The 21,364-nt window shown below is 69.5% G+C and carries 15 protein-coding genes; 9 read left to right on the top strand and 6 right to left on the bottom strand.

The window, feature by feature from the left end:
* The first annotated feature begins 157 nt into the window (after positions 1–157).
* Genes ACIF9R_RS33775 through ACIF9R_RS33755 form a run of 5 tightly spaced genes read left to right on the top strand, consistent with a single transcriptional unit; the run spans position 158 to position 6,999 of the window.
* A complete protein-coding gene (locus ACIF9R_RS33775) occupies positions 158–1,309 on the top strand; it encodes a hypothetical protein (protein WP_399986237.1) in 1,152 nt (383 codons plus the stop codon).
* Positions 1,302–1,865: a hypothetical protein gene (locus tag ACIF9R_RS33770; protein ID WP_399986236.1), complete on the top strand. Its 564-nt coding sequence runs from the start codon at positions 1,302–1,304 to the stop codon at positions 1,863–1,865. Before ACIF9R_RS33775 ends, ACIF9R_RS33770 begins: the two co-directional genes overlap by 8 nt.
* 4 nt (positions 1,866–1,869) lie before the next feature.
* On the top strand, positions 1,870–2,520 hold the full coding sequence (locus tag ACIF9R_RS33765; RefSeq protein ID WP_399986235.1) for a hypothetical protein: 651 nt from the start codon (positions 1,870–1,872) through the stop codon (positions 2,518–2,520).
* On the top strand, positions 2,517–5,588 hold the full coding sequence (locus tag ACIF9R_RS33760; protein WP_399986234.1) for a hypothetical protein: 3,072 nt from the start codon (positions 2,517–2,519) through the stop codon (positions 5,586–5,588). Before ACIF9R_RS33765 ends, ACIF9R_RS33760 begins: the two co-directional genes overlap by 4 nt.
* Positions 5,581–6,999, top strand: coding sequence for a Wadjet anti-phage system protein JetD domain-containing protein (locus ACIF9R_RS33755; RefSeq protein ID WP_399986233.1), 1,419 nt, complete (start codon positions 5,581–5,583; stop codon positions 6,997–6,999). The genes ACIF9R_RS33760 and ACIF9R_RS33755 overlap by 8 nt, the downstream gene beginning before the upstream one ends.
* 152 nt (positions 7,000–7,151) lie before the next feature.
* Here the strand turns inward: ACIF9R_RS33755 and ACIF9R_RS33750 are convergent, their stop codons facing one another.
* The 5 genes from ACIF9R_RS33750 to ACIF9R_RS33730 form a co-directional block, all read right to left on the bottom strand.
* Entirely contained in the window at positions 7,152–8,192 is a 1,041-nt protein-coding gene (locus tag ACIF9R_RS33750) for a hypothetical protein (protein ID WP_399986232.1), read from the bottom strand.
* Between the two features lie 128 nt (positions 8,193–8,320).
* Complete coding sequence (locus ACIF9R_RS33745) at positions 8,321–9,094, bottom strand: AAA family ATPase (RefSeq protein WP_399986231.1); 774 nt, start codon at positions 9,092–9,094, stop codon at positions 8,321–8,323.
* The gene (locus tag ACIF9R_RS33740; RefSeq protein WP_399986230.1) at positions 9,091–10,686 is read right to left on the bottom strand and encodes a Mu transposase C-terminal domain-containing protein; all 1,596 of its coding nucleotides are present in this window, start codon (positions 10,684–10,686) and stop codon (positions 9,091–9,093) included. Before ACIF9R_RS33740 ends, ACIF9R_RS33745 begins: the two co-directional genes overlap by 4 nt.
* 502 nt (positions 10,687–11,188) lie before the next feature.
* Positions 11,189–14,398, bottom strand: coding sequence for an AAA family ATPase (locus ACIF9R_RS33735; RefSeq protein WP_399986229.1), 3,210 nt, complete (start codon positions 14,396–14,398; stop codon positions 11,189–11,191).
* Entirely contained in the window at positions 14,395–15,633 is a 1,239-nt protein-coding gene (locus ACIF9R_RS33730) for an exonuclease SbcCD subunit D (protein WP_399986228.1), read from the bottom strand. The genes ACIF9R_RS33735 and ACIF9R_RS33730 overlap by 4 nt, the downstream gene beginning before the upstream one ends.
* A 436-nt stretch (positions 15,634–16,069) precedes the next feature.
* On the opposite strand from ACIF9R_RS33730, the gene ACIF9R_RS33725 reads away from it, so the two are divergent.
* From ACIF9R_RS33725 to ACIF9R_RS33710, 4 genes are read left to right on the top strand one after another with little or no spacing between them, the layout of a single operon-like run.
* Positions 16,070–16,909 carry a hypothetical protein gene (locus ACIF9R_RS33725; RefSeq protein ID WP_399986227.1) on the top strand — a complete coding sequence of 280 codons (840 nt, stop codon included), beginning with the start codon at positions 16,070–16,072 and terminating at the stop codon, positions 16,907–16,909.
* Positions 16,910–16,957: 48 nt separating this feature from the next.
* Positions 16,958–18,100: a hypothetical protein gene (locus ACIF9R_RS33720; protein ID WP_399986226.1), complete on the top strand. Its 1,143-nt coding sequence runs from the start codon at positions 16,958–16,960 to the stop codon at positions 18,098–18,100.
* On the top strand, positions 18,097–19,617 hold the full coding sequence (locus ACIF9R_RS33715; protein WP_399986225.1) for a hypothetical protein: 1,521 nt from the start codon (positions 18,097–18,099) through the stop codon (positions 19,615–19,617). Before ACIF9R_RS33720 ends, ACIF9R_RS33715 begins: the two co-directional genes overlap by 4 nt.
* Positions 19,614–20,978, top strand: coding sequence for an AAA domain-containing protein (locus ACIF9R_RS33710; RefSeq protein WP_399986224.1), 1,365 nt, complete (start codon positions 19,614–19,616; stop codon positions 20,976–20,978). The genes ACIF9R_RS33715 and ACIF9R_RS33710 overlap by 4 nt, the downstream gene beginning before the upstream one ends.
* Positions 20,979–21,012: 34 nt before the next feature.
* Here the strand turns inward: ACIF9R_RS33710 and ACIF9R_RS33705 are convergent, their stop codons facing one another.
* Positions 21,013–21,234, bottom strand: a complete 222-nt coding sequence (locus ACIF9R_RS33705) for a hypothetical protein (protein ID WP_399986223.1) — start codon at positions 21,232–21,234, stop codon at positions 21,013–21,015.
* Positions 21,235–21,364: the final 130 nt, after the last annotated feature.

Here is a 21,364-nt window from a genome sequence, read left to right as displayed (position 1 = left end):
CCAACCACTGATCATCCGAAAGGTCCCCACGCCCCACACCGAGATCATCACGGCCTGAGGCGTGTTCAAGAGCTCAGTTCCAAAACACGGCCTAGAGCACATAGCGCCATTCGTGGCACCGGTCGCTGCTGCACCGAGCGCAGTGACACGCGATCCGGTGGCACTGCGCATCGCCGAGGCCGTCCGGGACGTGTTCGGCGACTTCGGCTCCGAACACGGCCTGAGCCGCGGGGAGATAGCCCAGGCCTGCGCCGCGGTGGCCTCCGCCGACGAGTTCGATTCAAGATTCCGGGTCTTTATCAAACTTCGTCTGCTGGAGTCGCTGCACGGCAAGTCATACGACCAGCGGTATGTGTTCAACCCGACCAGCGGTGCCGCACTGCTGGTGTACGAGCGTCTGGGGGAGGCCGGCGGTGTCCAGGAGATCACCATGCTGCTGGACCGGGCCCGCGAAGGCCTCCTGAACGGCTCCCTGACCGAGGAACAACTGGCCGCCAAGATCGCCCAGGCCCGGCGGAGCCTTGCGAACTACACCAACCACCTGCTGCGGCTGGTGCGCACCAGGCCCATCGAAGAACTGCTCGGCCAGCGTCACCACCACGCCCACACCACATCGCTCGAGGAAGCGAAACACCTCGTCCATGCCGTCGCCGAGCAGTACCCCGCACTGCGTTCCGGCGGCACCCGCCTGATCCGGGAAGCCCTGCGCTACACAGGAGCCGTCCACGAGTTCCACGACCGGCTCATGCAACAAGCCACCACCCGGCGCGACTTCAGCATGCTCCTACCCGAGCAGTACCTGACTGCGGCCCTTCGCTCCTCCACGGAAACGCTCGCGCAGGTGTTCGCCACGACCGTCTTCGATCCGCCCCACGTCCAGATCACCACGGGCCAGATCCTCACCGCCGCAGCCGACCACCAGCCCCCGCCGCCGCGGCAGCGCCTGCCGCGCCCCCCGACGCAGCCGCCCGGCCCGGATCCGGTCGAGACCGCACGCGCCAAGGCCGCGCTCGCACGGCAGCGGCGAGAGGCCACCGTGACCCTGCTCATGGCCGGAAAGGACGAAGCCGACGTCACCGTCCGCCTGCGTGCCCTGCCCTGGCAGACAGCGGTCAAGCACCTGGTCGACATGCTGCGCGCTGCAGCCGACCCCGCCATCCCGCTCATGCTCGACATCTCCCGCCAGGTCATCGTCGACGCCGCAGGACCGGTCACCTACGCCTCGCCAGTGACTGTGTACCGCATTCCCGACAGCCCACAAGACATGAACGACGACACCGAAGCCGCACCGCAGAGCCCTCATGAGTGACCCCTACCTGCTGGCACGGGCCCGAGCCCTGCGCACGGTCCCTGTCCCGGCGGACCGCGCAGAACTCACCCAGCTGCGCTGCGCCGCCGACGATGTGGAGCGCCGGCTGGTCGATGTCGTCACCCCCGACGGGACCCAGGAGCTGATGACCGGCTGGGCCCCCGATGTGGAACCGGCAAGTGGCGCGCTGGGCGACAGCGACGTCCACCGAACCGCCTCGACCGTCCGCCTGCTCACCCTGGCCTGCTGCATCCGCCACTGCTGGCCCGACGCCAGCCAGCCGCTGTACCCGGGACAACCCGCCGCGCAGCAGGACGTCCTCGCCGCCCTGACTCCTCTCCAGGACACCCTCGCGCCCCGCGACGGCGCGGCTGTGCTGGGGCAGACCGGGCACTTCCTGACGGCCCTGCGGTTTCTGCGCGCATGCGGACACCTCGCGGCAGACGTCGGCGACGGCATGATCCGCCTCGGACCCATGGTCGCGCTGTGGTCCGAGCGCGATGTGGCCGAACTGCGCAACGGCTACGACATCCTGCCCGCTCCGAGGAAGGGGTGAGCCCGTGGACGTACCGGCACTGCAAGCCCTGTCCCACAACCGGCGGGCCGACGTCCGAGCGGCGGTCTGCGCCGTGGAGACCGCCGTGGTCCCCGTACCGTCCGTCCACTACCGTGCCCTCGCCGAGATCCCGCTGCGCATCGTGGTGGAACAGGTCCTGGCCGCATCCGGACGCACCCTGCTCGCGGTCGGCGGCGGCTACCTCTCCGGTTACACCGACGAGATCAGACAACGTCTGGCGCACGAAGGAATCGGAGTCCTGCCGCGCGACGACCGCGCCGTCCTCACCTTGATCCTGCTGTTCAGCGTCGCCATTCCCCGAGCGTCCGGCACCGCCCTGCCCGAGCGGCTATGGACCCAGGGCACCCCCGTGCCCAGGGACCAGCTCAGGGCCTGCCAGGTGTCCGACGTCGTTCTCACCAGCGCGTTGCAGCGCCTCACCGACGCCGACCTGGTCCGCCGGACCAGAACGGGCTACGTCCTGGGCCACCAGTTCCTGCGGCTGACGCCGGCTGTGGGCGCCGAACTGTTCGAACAGCTGATCCTGCTCGCCGATCCCGACAGTGCTCTTGCCGAATCGATCCGCCGGCGCCGCGCCCGCCCCACCGCGCCGACGGCCACTGCTCTTGATCACGAGGTGCATGACAGATCATGACCACCCCGCCCACCTCCGACCCGTCCCGGGGCATCGTCGGCGACCGCCAGCTCATCGCTGTCCAGGCCTTCGACATTGCCCGGCTCACGGCACACGCCGTCCCGATCGTCCCGGAGACCTTCATCGCCGTCTCGGGTCTCGGCCCCAAAGACGACTCGAACGGCTCCGGCAAGACCAGCTTCCTCATCGCGGTCTCCCTGCTGCTGGCCGATCCGCAGTGGCGCCTGGAGACCAACGGGGGCCGGCACGCCAGCGGCATCCTGTTCCGCCCCGACGCAGCAGGCGTCGACCAGGCTCACCAGGCGTCCCCGGTCACCCACGGCTACATCGTCGGCGTCTTCGCCCACCCCGACGAACCGGCCGCGAACCCCTTGACCGTCTGGGTCCGCATCGCGACCACCACCCCCTATCTGCAGGCCAATTGGACCGAAGGCCTGCACGTCGCCGACGCCCCCACCGATCACGAGCGCAGCATCCAGGCCGACGCCCTGTGGCGCGAGCTGGGCACCCGTCAGCTCCTGTCCGCCCGCGCCATGGCCGAGAAGCTCTACGGCACCGCCCCGCGCTGCCTCACCTACCTCGACACGGCCCTGCGCCCGCCCGTGCCCTCACTGCTCAGCCAGCAGCTGACCGAGATGGAGCCCCACGACATCGGCCGCTCCCTGATCGCCCTGTCAGGCATGACCCCCCTGCTGGAGGAGGAAGACGACCTGCGCGGCCAGGCCCTGCAGCATCGGATCAGCCTCGAGAAGGCCCAGACCGAGCACACCCAGGCACTGCTCGCCGAAGAACAGGTGATGAGCGGTGTGCGCGCCCGCGAGACCGCCCGCCTCGCCCTCCAGCGCGGCCACGAGGCATGGCACCGCTACCTCGCGGCCTCCTACCGCGACGCCCACCACAGTGACCAGCGCGTTGCCGCGCTCATGGAGGAGGAGAGGCAGGCCGCCGAGACAGCCGCGGTCCTGGTGCAGGACGCCGAGGACCGTCTGAACTTGCTCGGGTCCGCCGAAGAACTCGCCACCCAAAGAGGCGCAGCCCACCAGGCATGGTCCGACGCCCAACAACTTGTCGGCGAACTGTCCAGGAGAATGACGGAGTTGACTACGCAACAAGCGATGCTGCGGAGTCGGCGGGCCACCCTGCTACCTGCAGCGCAGGGCTGGGACGGCAGCAACTGGACCGCCACGGCCGCCCGCCTGGACCAACGCCAACGCGAGCACGCCAAGGCAGAGCTGCAATGCGACGAAGCCGAGATCGCCGTCACCCGTGCCCGCACCCACCTGCACGACGTCGAGCAGGGCCGCAGCGGTCAAGCCGGCCGCGCCATCGATCTGCTGGGCGAACACCGCATCCGTGCGCACGGCCTGCTCGACCAGCTCAACGTGGACGAGGCCGCCCGCCCGGAGTGGGAACCGCGTCTGGCCCCCTGGCAGGACGCGATCGTCGTCGAACCCGAGCATGAAGACACGGCCCGCCGCCTGCTGCATGCCGCTCTGCCCGGCGCCCAGATCATCTCCTCCGACACCGGGCAGAAAGCCCTGCCCGAGGGCATCCACAGCACCCTGAACGTGACCCGCTTCCTCGCCACCCTCCAACAGCGCCTGATTCCCTCGTCCGACGGCTTGGCCGTCCGTGACCAGGCACTGGCGCTGACCGTGACGGGCGGTTTCCCCACCACCCTGGCCGGACGCGAAGCCCAACTCCGGCAGGCTCGCGCCGACCTCGCAGCCGCCGAGCACGCCTGCACCGCGGCCACCGAAGCCATGACCGCGGCCACCGCTGCCCTCACCCTGGCCCAGACCCTGCACGCAGCCGCCCAGGCGGCTGAAGAACTCGCACACCTTGGCACCCAGGAGAACGACCTCCAGACCAAGATCGACAATCTCGCCGGCCGCTCCGCCAACGCCGCTCGCGACGAGCAGGAGCTCCAGCAGGTCTGGCAGGACGCCGTGGCCCGGCACGCCTCCCACAAGCAGCTACTCACCAGCGCAAAGCTCACCCTGGAAGGGGCCGGCAAGGCGCTCAAGGAACGCCAGCGCAACCTGGCCGCCCTCGAACGCCAGCGCGAGCAGGTCGCCGCATCCCAGTGGCAGCGGCAGTGGGGCGCAACCCTCGAAGACGCCACCCGCCTCCTGGACCAGGCATCGGACCAGACCCGTTCCTCCCGGCCGGCAGCCCTGCGCCGACAATCGGAAGACCAACTGCGCCGGGCCTACGAGCACTACGGCGTCGACGGCACCCCGGGCGCGGACGTCAGCCAAGACCTCCGCACGGGCCAGGAAATGATGCAGTCCTTCGCCGACACCGATCCCGCCGGCCTCCCCTCCCTCACCTTCGCCGACGTGGCAGCCCCGCTGGACAACCGCCTCGCCGGCCATCGGGACCAGGACGAGGTCGCCGCAGCGCGCATCACCCACGACCAGCACGCCCGACAGCAGGCGATCGCAGAACTCACCGACGGCGTCGCCACCAGCGCCCGCAACCTGGAAACCCTCCAGGACATGATCGAAAAGCACCTCGACGGCCTCTTCGCTCAGATCAGCGCCGCATTCCACGACCTCGACCTGCGCAGCGACGGCCACGGAGCCAAACTCGAGCACATCAGCATCCGCCCCCAGGGCGCCGGGGACTGGCAGTGGCAGGTCATCCCGCGATGGAAACGCTCCCGCAGCGGCGGATACGTCTCCTACCGAGAAAACGCCAACAGCGCCCAGGTCAAGGTGCACGCCATCCTGCTAGTCCTCGCGGCGCTCCTGGCCGACTCCCACACCCAGGGCAGAGTCCTGATCCTGGACGAACTCGGCAACAGCCTCGGGGAAGTCAACCGCAAGGACATGCTCACCGCCCTGCGCGACGTCGCACGCGACCAGCACCTGACCATCCTCGGCACCTGCCAGGACAGCGTCCTCGCCGACGCCGCCGACGTCTGCGGGGAACTGCTGTGGTTCGTCCACGCATCACCAGCCGACATCATCAACCAGCCCACCAGCGCATGGGCCTTCGACAGCAACGGCGCCCGCACCCAACTCACCGAAGACTGGATCACCGCAGGACGCGCCCATGCCTGACCTCACCCCCCAACCTCCACTCCTCATCGGCGAGGCACACGGCCGCGAGACCGTTCCCCTGCGCAACCTGCCGCCAGGCATCACCGCCGTCACCCTGCCGCGCATCACCAAGGACAGCGACGACACCATCCACGTGCGCGTCCCCCGAGACCGCCGACGACGCGTTAGCCCCCGGCAGGTCGACCTCGTCGCCGACCACCCCGTCAGCCCCTACGACCCGCCACCCACCCTGACCACCCGACAACTGATCAAAGTCCTGCAGACCAAGACCGCCAAACGCTGGCCCACCATCCAGGCCGACCTCGGCGACAACGCCTGGCAGATCGTGGCCGACCTCATCCGCTGCGGCGCCGTCATCCTGCGCTGCGACGTCGTCAACGCCACCGGCTACAGTCCGCGCTCATGGACCCTGACCCGGTCATGGGCCGAACTCGCCGAGGACAAACTCGCCGAACTCCAGGGCCGCCAGCACCCCGAGGACCTGCACCGCGAGCTCCTCGACATCATGTCCGGCATCCCTGAGCTCGCCCATGAGCACGCCCTGCTGGCCACGACCCCGCCCGGACGGGTCCTGAAGATCCCCGAAGACACCGCCACCAGGGCCGAGGACTGGCGGGTATACGAGATCGCCATCCGGGCCGCCGGCGTCTGGTGGCCCGCCCAAGGCGCACCACGCAAGATCACCGCGAAGGAGCTCGCCGGACGCAGCCTGCGCGACACCAAGAGCGCCTGGACCCCCGCCCGGCAGCAGGCCTTCTCCAACCTGATCGGCATCCCCTTCGACCAGGCCGTCGACAAGGCCGACACCGAACTACGCATCCGCGGCCCCCTGCAGTGGCGCGTCGGTACCGTCATCGCCGACGCGGCAGCCTGCCGCCCCTGGCTCGCGCTCCCCGCCCGCGGTGTCCGCGCCCTCGGCATGATCTCCTGCGACGCCCGAGGCGTCTTCCTGGTCGAGAACGAGGACACCTTCGAACAGGTTTGCAAGATCCCGGAGATCGCCGACACCTGGCTGTGCATCTGGGGCAAGGGTTATGCGACCGACGGCCTGGCCGAATTCCTCCGCGGCCTCGACGGCCTGCCCCTTGCGGCATGGGGCGACCTCGACGCCCACGGCATCCGCATCATCGGCAACCTCGCCGACCGCATCGGGCGGCACGTCACACCCGTCGCGATGAGCGTCGACCTCTACCGGGGCGGCACCAAGTACCGCCAGGAGCCCACGAAACTGAAGGAGAACCGCAAGCTCGCCGCCCAGCTGGCGTGCGACGGCATCGAGGCCCTGCGCGACCTGGCCGAAGAGATCGCCCGGACCGACGGGCACGGTTGCGAACAGGAGACGCTCTACGACGAAGTCCTCCCCGCACTCCCCGGTCTGCTGAAAGCCGTGCACGTGTCCGGCAGTTCCTGACCTCCCAGAAGCGGGCAGCGGCCAGCAGGAAGGCAGGGGGCCGGGCGTGCCCGGCCCCCTGCCTTCCTGCTCCAGCCGGTGGCCTGCTGCGAACACGGCATCAACACGCTGCCGCGTCTTTGGCGCAGGGCGAGTGCCTCGCTGCGCACGGCTCAAGGGACGAGGGCGCCGGCGGGCAGGGACAGGTCGAGCTGAGGCAGACGTCCGGCGTGCGCGCGCAGATGCCGGGCTTCGGCAAGCATGACGGGGGCGAACACGCCGTCCGCGGGCGGGTGGGCCGTCAGACGGTGGTGGGCGCGCGCGCCGGCCAGCAGCGGGCGTGCCCAGGCAGGCACGGCGTGCAAAGGGCAGTACCGATGCCCGACTCCATGGAGCTTGATGGCGCAGACATCGCCGGTGATGTCGAGATCGCGGGTGAAGCGCAGGCTGCCCAGGCCGGCCCGGGTGAAGGCCAGCACGCTTAGCGCTCCGGCGATGAGCGGGTGCGCGAGAGCGGCCAGAGCGGCGGCCTCCTCGGACGCGATCTCGAGAGCAGGGGCGGTCTGGACCAGCTGCGCCGTTGCCATCGCTCCAGTGCAAGGGGGAGCTAGCCGTCCGGGCCTCAGCGACGCAGCCCGAGTCTCCCGCGGCTGCCAGGCGAGTGACTGCCCCGCAGCCACCGCCACCACCGCCGGCCCCGCCATCGGTGGAGCGGGAGGGAAGAACGGGCGCGCGGGTATCGGTCCCGGCTCGGCAAGGAGCGCCTCGAACTGGTCCCGGCCGCTGATACGGCGCTCCACGCGGGCCAGCACCAGCGGCAGTCCGCGCGAGGCCGTCTGCCACAGCAGGGTCAGCTGAGCCCCCGTCGACTCGCGCCAGGCGAGCAGTTGGTCGATGCGCCGGATGGTCAGCAGGTGAGCCCGGGGGACCACAACGTGCCGCACCCCGATCGCGGCACCCCAGGCAGCCGCGGCAAGCCAGGCCGCGTTCACCGAATCCAGCCACACATCGGGGGAGTGGGGCCCGGGGGCCAGCCGCTTGCCCAGCGCATACAGCATGTCGTGCGCCAGCGCGGCCGGGCTGCCGCTGGCCGGCGTCGGCTGCACGGTGACGCGGCCTTCACCGGGCCGGTGCGCCTGCAGCGCCGCCCGCGTGTAGAACAGGTCGTCCCGCTCGTCCACCACGATCGTCACGTCGCCGTAGACCAACGCCACCGCCTCCCTTCTAGCCGCGCACCGCACAATCGGTCCGCATACGGAGACGCCAGGACCGGTCTGCGCGGCGTGCGAAGTCGTCGGCGGTGACCCGCGCTTCCCGGGCCGCCGCGCATGCGCGGGCGCTGCTACATGCCGCCCAGCTTGCTGTACACCCAGTTGACGAGGTCCTGCCTGACCTCGGTCAGGCCCTTCTTCTGCATGCCGTTGAGCGTGTGTTTGGTGATGGTGGCCCAGTTGCGGAAGTTGCCGTGGGCCGCGGCCCGGTCGATGTTGCGGATCATCTGCGGGTCCACCCCGGCCCACAGGGAATGGAACGCCGGCAGCGTGCCGACGACTTCGGCCTCGGGCATGCGCGTGAACTTCTGCCAGATGAAGATCCGTGACGCCAGCATCGGTTCCCGCTTGAGGACCTTGTAGCAGCCATCGCCTCCGGCGAAGATCACAGCGATGTCGGTGTTGCGGTCGTCCCACAGGTGACGCCAGTACTCGAACGAACTGCGGCCCATCCACTGGGCCTCGTCGCACACCAGCACACGGAACGTCTGCGACAGCGTCTCCTTCAGGAGCGTGTCGAATTCGATCGGCCGGGTCGGCGGTTCCCCGGGCAGCCCCAGGGCGTTGAACAGTCCGTGGCGGATGTCGCGGGGGGTCGGTCCCGAGCGCAGCTCCAGGCGGTAGGTGTTGTCGGGGGCGATCTTGCGCAGCGCCGAGTTCACCGACATCGTCTTGCCGTATCCGGCCGCTCCGTAGGCGACCATCATCGCCTTGGCGTCGATCGTCGCCTGGACGTCGTCCAGGGTCGTCATGAGCGTGTCGGTGGCCACCAGATGCGCATCGAGGCGGTGGAAGTGGTCCTCGTCCTCTGCGGGCAGCCTGCCGCAGTCCATGTCGCCGCTCACGCGTTCTCCTCAGGGGTGTCGTCGTCCGGCCCGTCCGCGGCCGGCGGGACCGGGCGTGCCCACCCGTCCGGGACGGGCTGGTGCGGGATGAAGCCGGGATCGGCCCGCCGCAGGTCCGTGGTGTCCGACTCGGCAAGTTCTGCCTCGGCCTCCGCCTCGGTCAGCGCACCCAGACGCTCGGGAGGGATGGCGGTGGTGACGGCCTCGAAGCGCTCACGGCGCAGCCGCGCTGCGGCCTTCATGTCCGCGCGAAGCCGCCGCGCCTTGGCGGTGCGGGCTTTGCGGACCTTGTTGACCTGCTCCTCGCTGGCCGCCTCGGCTAGGACGGCGCTGCCCAAGTGCACGCCGTCCAGGCCGAAGACCTCGATGGTCATGTCGTGGTGGGGCAAGTGGCGCACCGCGACGCGGACGCCGGCCTGGCCGACCATCCAGGGGGCGATGTAGTGGCGGTTGCGCCACCGCACGCCCTGCGTGGTGATGGTGCGGGTGCGTCCGTCGTCCTCGAGCCCGAAATGGGCCAGCTGTTCGGCGGCAACGTCGTGCAGGGGAGTGGGGTCGCACGACCACGCCTGCATCGGGGTGCGGCCGCCCAGCGCCCTGGGCTGGTGCTCGGTGTTCCACCAGCGCACCCACTTCAGCAGCAGTTCCACGAACGCCTCGAAAGAGAGAGCGGGCTCGTCCGGATCCGCGGTGCGCCCGCCGGTGAGCGTCTGCCGGTGTACGTAGCGCGGCATGGAGACGAACAGCATGTCCTCGACCGCACCGTTGAGCGCCTCGATGGTGCCCTTCAGATGCGGGCTGTATGCCGGGAGATCGACGACGGGCACGGCGAAGGCGCCCAGGGCCGAGGCGACGGTGGCACACAGGAACTCTTTGCCGCGGTCCACCCGGATCAGGCCCGGCAGGCCGCCGGCCGGCCCGAAGGGATCGGCACGGTCCAGGGCCATCCGCAGGGCCGCCAGCACCGCATCCGCGCTGGGCGCATGGGGCGTCACAGCCACCCCCGTGATGACCTTGGTGTGGCAGTCGATGAACCAGGTCACCCAGGGCTGCATGAGCTGGTCCTCGAGCAACACCCGCACGGGCACACACTTGTGGTCGCCCTCCCAGGCGGCGTTGCGGTGCGCGGGCGGACGCTGCCCGAACACATCGAAGGCCCGCCGGGCGGCCTCCCCCTTGGCGAGCCCGGCCCGCTCCCCGGGCGTCAGATCCCGGCGCAGCGCCCGATGGATCGTCGACAGCGACGGAGCCGCAGGCAGCCGGGGATCGGCGAGGGCCCGCTGCTTAAGCTCACGGTGCACGGCGGAGGCGTTGCCTCCCCACACCACCAGCAGCCGCCGCAGCTCCGGGGTGACGCTGAACCGTGCCCGGGACGCCGCATCGACGTGCCCGGTGGCGCGCGCCTCGGCGACCCACCGCCACACCGCCCGCTCCGAGCGGCCCACAGCCGTGGCCACCAGCTTCACGTGCGCGCTGGTCAGCTCGCCGCTCTGGTCCAGCGACAGCAACCGCGGCAGCGCGGCCAGCCGCCCCGAGCGGGCGGTGAACACCGCTTTGCCGGCACCCTGCGGGCCGGCAGAAGAGTCACTCATGCGGTCTGCTCCCTACATGGATAGGAATCGTGGAAAGGACCGGAAGTGCTGTGCTTGCGCTGGGTGTTGGCGGTGCCAGAGGGGGAACGGCACTGGCATTCCCGGCTGTTTGTCAGGGCCGTGAGGCGGCGTCATGCCGGGGGAGGGCGGGTACGGCGCGGAGCCGTCAGCCCGAACCGGCTGCGAGCGTCGGCAACTTCGCTGGGAGGGGGGCGTGCTTCTCGAAGGCCCGGCTGCTCCAAGGTGCAGGCTTATGCCGGGGCATCGGGGGCGGCCCGGCGCTGGCCGGTCCTGTTGCGGCACCTGGGGTGGAAGGCCGCGGTCGGCGCTGAGCTGAATGCTTGTCAGCGCCGACCGCAGGGCTTTCTGGGGCGCCTGCATGCGCCGGGAGGAAGTACCGGATTGGCCGGGCGCAGGAAGGGAGCAGAGCCACCGGTGTCCCAAGGTGCTGCCCTGGGGGCGGAGGGCTCCTTGGCGCCACTGCTGGCCGGCCCGGTGTTGCTCAGGCGTGTTCCAGCATGCGCCGGATCCCGTCGCGGATGATCGTGGCGCGTTCTTGCGCCGTGAGCCAGGTGGCTGTGGAGCCCTGGGCGGTCTTTTCGACGAACAGCACGTCTTCGACGGCGTCGGCTACCGGATACAGGTGGCTGATGACCGCGAGGGTCTTGTCCTGGATTGCAGCGTTGCTCAGGACGGGAAGGGTGGCCTCCAGGCGGTCGGAGTCCAGCGAGCCGAACCCTTCGTCCAAAAACAGGCTCTCCAGCTTGCTGTTGCTGCGGTTGTGAAGTTCCACGAATGCCAGTGCCAGCGCGAGGGAGGTCTGGAATTTCTCCCCGCCGGAGAGAGTTTCTCGGCCGCGCGTGAGATTCGTGGCGGACTCCACGATCTTGAAGTCCTCGGTGAACCCATAGAGCCCGGTGGAGATCTGCTGGAGGATCCGGCTCCCGTAGCGGAGCAGCGCATGGGTGCGCTGATCTGTGAGATAGGTGAGGAACTTCGTGTCGGTGAGCTGGTCCCTCACTCTCCTCCACACTGCGGCCTGTTCATCCGCGGCGGTGATGGCAGCATCCAGTGCCTCGGCGTAGGGGATTTGGGACTGCGCGGTACGCAGGTCGGACTTGGCCTTGTCGTGCGCTGCTTCCGCGTCGCTCGTCTTGCGGCTGAGCGGGTCGAGAAGGGCGGGTGCCAGCAGGTCGCTCTTCTCCGGCACCGGGAAGCCCGGGTCGTGATCGGTTGCGTCGGCGGCGGCCCCGGCTTGGAGGGTGAGGTCCTTCTCGAACGCGTGGATTGCGTCCGTGGCTCGCTGCCCGGATTGTTTCAGTGCGCCCGCCAGATGCCAGCTCAGGGCGACGAGGGCCTGGTAGTAGGCGTCGACGAAGGCCAGGTCGGATCCGTCCGGGGCAGGAGGCAGTTCCTTGGGCGCCTCGCTGGCAAGGAGACTTTCGGCGTCAGTGGCGGCGTCCGCCCAACGCTCCAGCTTCTTGATGAGATTGCGGGTGGGAGTCTCCACCTTGCGCCGGCGGCGTCCGTCCAGGGCCTGCCGGTGCTCGGTGTGCTCGGTGAGGGCCTGCTGTGCTTCGTCACGTGCCTGTGCTGTCTGTTCGATCTGTGCGAGGCGCTGACCGGCTGTCTCCAGCGCTGAGGCGATGTCCTTCGGGGAGGGGAGGTCCTGTGATGTGTCCTGGGTGGGGCGTATCGAGGCCGGGAGGCCGGTGACCTCGGTCAGTAGTGTCTGCAGGTCGCTCTCGTACTGAAGTTGGGTCTTCTCCAGCCGTTTGCGTTCGCGCTGCAAGCGGCCGCGCTGGCGTTTGAGGTCGGCCCCGGCCGCCTCCTGCTCGGCCTGCGCGGTCGCCAGCTCTGCCTGGGCGCTCGTGTGGGCTGCGAGCGTTTCTGCTTCCGTGTCGCGCAGCGGCTTGACGAGTGTCTTGACCGCACGGGTGATCTGGGCCCGGTTCTTGGGGTCGCTGCCCGCGAGGGAACGCGCCTGCGCGGCCGTCTGCCGGCTCAGCGTGTCCAGAGTCGTGGCCACGCCCGGCACGACGTTCGGCCGCATCGTGTCGACCAACTCCTGCAGCTGAAGCAGTGAAGTGTCCATGCGCTCGAGGGCGGCCAGATGTGCAAGCTGGTGCTTCTGGGCCGTCTGCTCGGTTGCGCTCAGCTGGGCTGTTGCCTCCGCCGCGGCGGTTACGGCTGTGTTCACGGCTTTCGAGGATTTGGTGAGCCGACCTCTGGCTTTGCCAAGCGCCTTGCCGTCCAGGGGGGAGGGGGGAGTGAAGTCGGTCGGGAGGGGCCGGATGCAGACCGGGCAGGCGTCCCCTGGCGCCAGAGCGGAACCCGCCGTGTGGGCGGCTTCGCCGCGCTGCGCCGCAGCAAGTGCCTCCTCGGCTTCTTCCCGTGCCCCGCGCAGTTGACGTAGCTCAGTTTCGAGCCTGTCGACGCGGCCACGCTGCTCCTCGACTGTTGCGAGCGCCGTGTTGGCCGACTGCAGATGTGCCGCCGCGGCGGTGGCCTCCTGCAGCGGGCCCCGGACGACCTCCTGGATCTGGTCGGTGTGTGCGCGGGCCTGGGTGACGGCATGCTGTGCCAGATCGGCTTCCTCGACGAGAACCGCCAGGCGCTGCTCGTGTTCGGCCAGCCCCTGCTGTGCTTGCGTGTGCTCCTGCTCATGTTCGCCGTGCTGCAGCTGCTCCTGTTCAAGCCGCTGCATCAGGGTGTCCAAACCGGCTGTACGGCGCGGTAGGCCGGACAGCACAGTCACCGCACCGGACAGGGACCGGACCGTGTCACCGGCCTGCGTGGCCGCCTCCAGCGCGGCCTGCGCCGCGTCCAGCTTCAGGCTCAGATCGCGTCCGGCCGCCTCCTGCGCTGCGGCTTCGGCATCGATCTCCGTCTTCACCTTGGCCAGCGTGGCCAGGGTGACAGCCGCATCCGGGACGCTGCGCTCACGCAGCAGCCGTGCCGCCTTGTCCAGAGCGGCCTTGCGGTGCTTATGTGCGACGGCCCGCCCTTGTGCCGCGCGCAGAGCGGCCAGCCGCTCGCGCCGGCTGGCCACGATGCCACGCGTACGCTCCACACCCAGCGCCGCCTGTGTGGCGACGGCATGGGGGTCTCGCAGGAGGTCCGCCCGGGCACTCCTGGCGTCGAGGATGCCCGCGCTCAAGCGCTCCAGTCGAACGCCGGCGTGCTTGCGGACACGTTCCAGTTCGTTGATGCCGAAGACATGCCGCAGGATGTCGGCGCGGTCGCCCCTGTTCGCCTTGAGCAGGTTGTCGAACTTCCCCTGGGGCAGCAGGACCGTACTGACAAAGCCCCTCCAGTCCAGCCCGATGAGCTGGGTGACGGCTTCTGTCACCGCGCGCATGTTGTCGACCCGCAGGTCGGCGCCGCCTTCGGCCATGGACTCCAGAACAGCCTGCGGCTTCCTGCGGTTTGCATACAGGGTGCGCCGCACCCGCCACGGGCGGCCGTTCACGGAGAACTCGAACGTCACGTGCATGCTGGGGCTGCCGGTGCTGATCAGCTCGTAGGCTTCCTCGGGTTTGCTCGACCACGAACTCGCCCCGTACAAGCCGAAGGTGAACCCCTCAAGGACAGTGGACTTGCCGGCGCCGGTACGGCCCAGGATGGCGAACCGGCGCTTCCCGGTGAAGTCGATGGTGCAGGTGCCGGGGTAACTGCGCATTCCGCTGACGATGAGCCGGCTGGGCTTCACGACGCCTCCGTCCAGGTGTTTTCCAGCGCAGCGCGGAGCATTTCCTCGGCCAGGACCGGGGGCAGCGTCTCGTCGTCGAGCTCGTTGAGCAGGTGGGTGAATGCAGTGACGGTGGACTCCGCGGCAGCGCCGCTCAGCCCCTCGGATGCCAGGTAGGCGCGGAAGGCGTCGGGGAGCCCCGGCTCCTCGCCGGGATCACCGTCCATGACAGCGTCGGCGGCCGCCTCCCGTGCCGGTGCGGGATTGACGAGGATCGCGTCCGGGACGATCTCGGCGATCTTGTGGCTGAGGAACGCGTCGGGTTCCTCGCCGGTGATCACCGGTTTGAGGAAGGTCCCGTCGTACTCGGCAGAGAAGGTCCTGAGTTCGTCGAGGGTTCCGGTGAACTGCGTCAGGCGCCGTCCGCTCGAGAGCCGGCGAGGCAGGGCCCGGACCGGTCGTCCGGGGTCGGCGTCGACGATCACAACGCTCTTGGATTCGTCGGCTTCGCCGAAGTCCATGGCGAGCGGACTCCCGGCGTAGCGGGCGGTGGACTTGGCGCCCCGTACTATTTGCGGGCGATGGATGTGCCCGAGGGCGGCGTAGGAAACCTCCGGAAGATTCTCGGGGCCGGTTTCGAAGCCGTCGTCCACGGCCCGTTCGCTCGGGGAGCGTTTGGCGCCGGTGACGTACACGTGGGCTGCGAACAGCAGGATGTCCCGGTCGGGGTCGTACCCCTCGTGCATGGCCCTCATCAGCTCCGCCTGCAGCTCGCGCATCCCCTCGGCGTAGTCGGCGTACGACGTGCCGGTCGCGGAGTGCTGCCAGAAGCGGTTCGGATGCACGAACGGCAGGACTGCCAGGCGGATTCGCTGCTGACCGCCGCAGGCGTCGAAGGTGAGGACACCGCCGTCGTCCGCGGGGCGGAACCGGTCGGCGAAGAACAGGCCCCGGCCCCGCAAGGGGCCGTTCATGGAGCCGAAGAACTCGAAGTACGCGGGGGAGTCGTGGTTGCCGGCCAGGACCACGGTGGGGGCGATGGCGGCGAGTTCGATCAGGGTGTCCATGGCGCGCGACATGGCCCGGATGGTGGGACGGGAATGGTGGAACAGATCGCCGCTGTGGACGATCAGATCCGGCCGGCTTTCCTGGGCGATGGCCACGATCTCGGCCAGGACGGCGTCGAAGTCCTCTTCGCGCGGGTGCCCGTGAAAGACGTGGCCTAAATGCCAGTCGGAAGTGTGGAGCAGTCTCATGCCGTCGTGCGCCCTTCTGGGGAAGCGAGGCGTAGGAGGGCACCGGTGGTGCCTTATGAGCCCGGGACTGTACACCAAATTCCCTGGAATAAAACTGGGCGCCCCGAGTTGCTGCTGGCGTCCCGGGCATGGATGAACGCATGACCGCTCTCGAGGGGCGCATGCAGCAGCTGCACGAGACGGTCCGGCGGGCGCTCACGCCACACGATACTTTCCAAGTGCGCCTTCTCTGTCCGGATTTGACACGCACCCGGCACGCCTGGGACGTTCTGTGCAGCTCGCGATGTCCCGGGACGCGGCCCAGCCGACGGTCACTCCTCCGGTCGCCCGAGCCCCCACCTGCTCCCGCCTGTGTGCGACCAGATCCATCAGGTGCCGGCCTTCACATTTTCCTGGAGTAAAACTGGGATATCCGAGTGGCTGCTAGCATGCGGGCATGGATGAGCATCTGGTCGCACTCGAGAAGCGCATGCAGCAGCTGCAAGAGGCGCTCCGGCAGGCGCTCACACAACACGACACCGCCCAAGTGAACTCCCTGGGCAAGGAGTTGACGCGCACTCGACACGCGTGGAACGTTCTGTGCGGGATCAGTGAGGTCCCGGACACGGGCCAGCCGGAGGTGCAGCCAGGGGTCCGGCCGGAGCCCGCGCTGGCAGTCGTCGAGCCGAACCAGGACGTGCCCGTACGCGACCAGGTCCACCAGGCGCTCGCCCTGCTCACCGTCCCCGCCTCGCCCAAACTGCTCAGCCAGGTCCACCAAGCGTTCTTCTCCACCCCGCTGAACACGGCACGCATGACCACCCTGCGCCGTGACGAGGAACGCTCCTTCCGCTCCGCCCCCTACGGCCGCGCCTACTACATCTGTCCTGCGCTGACCTCCGATCTGCTCTCACCGGCCCGCGCGCTGCTCGCCCTGAGCACCTGGCCACTGGAGCAGCGCCTGGTGGGACCGCTCACCCAGCGCGTCCACTTCCTCACCTCGGCCCTGCGGCTCGCGGACGCTGCCGAACACCTCGCCGGCGAGGCCGGGATGCCGCAGCCTGTCCAGCAGCTGCTGCTGCACTACAGCCGCAACATCCACGGCGACGCCCCCCGGGGCCCGCTCGACCTGGACGCGCTGCGCCGGGCCGCCGCAGCGGAACTGGAGATCCACGCCGACGACGACGCCGACACCCGCGCCGAAGCGGCCCAGCGCGCACGGCAGCAACTCGGCGACGCGGAGCAGATCTTCGGCAACATCCTGCGCAACACCGCCCGCTTGCGCCGTACTTCGTAAACCCGCCTCTGCAACCAGCACGGCTGCCCTGTCCCGCCAAGGAAATCAGTGAGCTCGCTCGACGCACGACTGGGCGTATTACGCGGAACCGCTGCGCCCATCCCGCACAATGCACGCACCCTGGCGGCGCTGACCGCCAATCCGAGCTGCGAGCGCCGCTCCCTGCTGGATGCGGCCGGTATCGACAAAGACGCCCTCGCCGCCCATCTGAGCCTCCCGCGGCCGCTGAGAAAATCCCAGCTCGCCCTCGACTACGGCCTCGCCTTCGAACGCAAGGTCACTGCCCAAGGCGGAGCCCCGCTGGTGCCGCTGCTTCGCCAAGCCTTGGGCCTGAGCGTGCCGGAGGTGTCCTACGAGGACGTCAACAGCGTCGGCAGCGATGACGACAAGTCCCCTCTGCGGCTGCGCCGCGTCCACACCCGCTCCCGCATCCGCAGAGCAGCACACGGCAGGTCGGACCCCCGCACCCTGCTCGACCACCCCGTACTGCGTCTGACTGTCGCCGGCCACCAGGCCTACCTCGAACCCGACATCATCGCCTTCCAGCGCGAGGGCGTCTTCTATGTCGTAGAGATCAAATCCTTCCCCGTCATCCACGGACAGCCCGACCCCATCAAGGCCACCGCAGCGCTGACCCAGGCCGCCGCCTACGTCCTGGCCCTGCGTGAACTCCTTGCCGAGGACGGTCTCCCGCCAGAGCGCGTCTCCGACACCGTGGTCCTGGTCAACCCGCGCAACTTCACCCGCCACCCCACCGCCACGCCCTTCAGCGCCCACAAGCAGATCAAGAACCTGAGCCGCCACCTCGGCAGACTGCGGCGCCTGCCCGAACTGCTGGACAAAGTTCCCCTCGAGACCACCTTCGACCTGGCGCCCGGCCTCGACCAGAAACCGACCCGGCCCCGCGGTGAACTCGTTGCCGCGCTCGCCACCGTGCGGCCCAACTACACCCCCGGCTGCCGCCACCACTGCGACCTGGCCTTCCACTGCCGCACCGAAGCCCGCAACCAGGGCAAGCCCGCCGCCCTGGGCACCGCAGTCCGCGACGACCTCGCGGGAATCGACACCATCGCCACGGCCCTGGCCCTCACCGACGGGTACCTGCACCCCTCACGGAGCCAGAAAGACCTCACCCAGGCCCTGCGCCACGCACAGCGCATCCACGCAGACCTCCAGACGGACACCGCATGATCCGCCTCACCTCACTCCTGCGCATGCGCGCCGCCTCCACCGGCAACGCCCAACGCGCCAGCCAACTGCGCCACCTCCACCTCAGCGACCAGCCGCTGATGCTGCTGGCGCTGAAACAGACCGGGCCCGCCGCACGACCGCTGGCCGTCATGCTTGGCACCGACCCGCACCGCCCCCAACTCCTGCTCGTCCCGCCCTCAGGCAGCACCACTCCCATGCTCGCTTCCCTGGCAGACGCCGTCACCGCCTACATCGACGCCTGCCAGCGGCACAGCGAACACCTGCCCGCCACCTCCAGCAAGCCGGCCCGCCGCCGCTACACCGACGCCCCCCAGATCCTCGTCCCCAACCCCCAGACCGTGCAGCACCTGAAAGACCTCGGAGCCGACCTGAGGTTCCGCAGCACCGACGACCACCATCCCGACTCCCGGGCCGTCCAGCGCCTGGGACACTGGCTCACCTATCTCACCGACCGCGCCGACCTGGCCGGCTCAGCCGCACTCATCCCCATGACCAGCCTCCTCGGCATGCACTGGATCAGCGGCCAAAGCCCCCTCGAGGACGAGGACCTGGCCACCCTGCTGGCCTGGATCGACCCGCCCCGCCACACCGCCTCCGGACGCGACGCCGCACTGGCAGCAGAAGACCCGGCCACCCACCGCCCGGCGGGACCGGTCACCGACGCCGCCTTCGACAACGACCACATGGCGCCCCTGTTCGACGCCTACGCCCGCGCCCGGCGACAAGCCCTGGCCCAGGAGCAGACCCGCACCCTGCAAGAACTCAACCGTCTGCTGGCCACCTACCTGCAGCCCACCTGGGACCTCATGTGGCAGGCCTACGCACTCCTGCAGGCCCTTCCCGAAGCCAAGAGCACCGCACGCCGCTGGGACCACGAACGCACCGCATTCACCGACGAATGCCTGCACCTGGCCCAGGACGGACGACCCCGGCCGGCCCGCGACCAAGCCGTCGCCGCCGCCGTCCGCCTGGCCCACATGGAACACGCAGCAGCCGTCTTCGCCGCCGAACGCACCGCCGACGACCCCTTCGCACGAGCCGAACTGCGCACCACCGGCGAAGCCTTCGGCGGCACCGTCACCGCGATCGACTCGAAGCACACCCTGCGAGGGCCCACCGGACGGCCACAATGGCGGCCGCGGTTCACCGTGTCCACCTCCGACCCGCTGCGCATGGAACCCGGCCAGCTCCTGACCTGCCACGCCTACCGCAAGGCCGGCTATAAGGTCTGCGAGATCGCTCCCGCCGACGGCGACACTCTTGTCGAACTCGAGATCACCGCAGGCATGGGCCACGCCGACCGTCCCACCTACGACGTCCTGCCCGAAGCCGGTGCCTTCCTCGTGTTCACCATCGCACCGGATTTCTACCGGATGCCGGAATTTCCCTCACGAGAACAGACCCCCTGGACCCATGGCGGGCCTCCTGCCGACCATCCGAACGACAGCGACGAGGACGCGGACGAGGACGCGGACGAGGGCGAGGAAGCACAGTGACCCCTCCCCACCAGCCCTCGCCGCAGCAGCAGATGGATACGGCCGCCCGCGCCATCCTGGAGCAACTGCCCACGCTCACCCACCGCGGAATCGTCGTGCACTCCCCGCCCGGCGCCGGCAAATCCACCCTGGTCGCCCGAGCCGCCGACGCCCTCGCGCAGTCCAACGCCCCCTGCCCCGTCATCGCCCAGACCAACAGCCAGGTCGACCAACTCGTACGACGACTCGCCCGGCACCACCCGCATCTGCGCACCGCACGGCTCACCGCAACGGAACACTCAGTCCCGCACGATCTGCAGGCACATCCTGGCATCCGTATCGCTACCCGCATCGAAACCCTCGAGAAGACGGCCGACGTCATCGTGGGAACCGCCATGAAATGGGCCACGGTCACCGACCGCCGATGGCCATGGGCGATCATCGACGAGGCCTACCAGATGCGTTCCGACATGCTTTTGTGGACCGCCGGCCTCTTTGACCGGGCCCTCTTCGTCGGAGATCCCGGCCAACTCGACCCCTTCTCCGCAGTCGAAACCGACCGCTTCCAAGGCCTGCCCCACGACCCCATGAAGAGCGCGGTCGCCGTCCTGCTCGGCAACAACCGCGACCTGCCCGTCCACTTTCTGCCCGTGTCCTGGCGCCTGCCGCCCACAGCCGTCCCCCCGATCAGCGACGCCTTCTACCCCTTCACGCCCTTCCACGCCGGAAGCCGTGAAGCCGACCGCACCCTCACGTTCTCCATCCGCGGCATGCGTACCCCTACCGACGAGGTCATCGAACACGCCGCCCGAACCGGATGGGCACTGTTCGAACTACCAGCCCGCATCACCGGCCAGCACGACATCGAAGCCTTCCAGGCCGTCCTCGGCATCGCCGAGCGGCTGCTGGCCCGGCGCGCCACCACCACCTGCGAGGAAAACCCCGAAGGCCACGTCCTGCAGCCGGGGGACATCGCCATCGGCACCGCCCACCGCAGCCAGGCCCACCACATCCGCGCCCTCCTGGCCCGCCAGTACCCCCGACTCCACGGCGTCACCGTCGACACCGCCAACCGACTCCAAGGCTGCGAATTCAGGCTCACCATCGTCCTGCACCCACTCTCCGGCCGAGGCGACGCCTCCGCCTTCCACCTGGAAGCCGGCCGCCTGTGCGTCCTCACCTCACGACACCGCCACGCCTGCATCGTCGTGGCCCGCGCCGGCATCGCCGAACTCCTCGACGCCCACCCCTCCAACGACCCCGCACACCCCGGAGCCGCCTCCAAGGTCGCCGACGGCTGGGAGGCCAACCACGCCGTCCTCGCCCACCTGACCGAGCACACCGTCCACGCCCGGGCACAGCCCGGCCGCCAACGCGAATGAGCAGTCACCGGCACGCGCCCGCAGCGGCCTGCCCTCACCCGCGGTTGCGCACCACACCACAAACGATCACGATGCGGCGTGCCGACCAGTCGCTGTGGCAGCTGTCGCACACGCTCTTGCGCCATCCTCCCGGCCAGTCGTCGCGGGTGCGGATGCGGCCGGGTGCGCCGCAGAACTCACAGGTGCGCTCCGCCTCCACCTCGGCAAGAGGGATCAGGCTCCTCAGCCTGTCGCCGCTGCCCGGCGGCCCTTCCACGTAGACGCGCAGGCCGCCGAGCTTCTCCTTGAGATCGAGGAGACGGTAGCCGGGAAAACCGCGCGGATCTGTTCATGCAGACGCTCCAAGCAGCCCCCGCCAGCCCGGCCCCACTGCGTGGATCCGCGCG

It is taken from the genome of Streptomyces sp. NPDC086080, from assembly GCF_044540255.1.
Taxonomy (GTDB): Bacteria; Actinomycetota; Actinomycetes; order Streptomycetales; family Streptomycetaceae; genus Streptomyces.
This window is presented reverse-complemented; position numbering and strand designations above follow the sequence as displayed.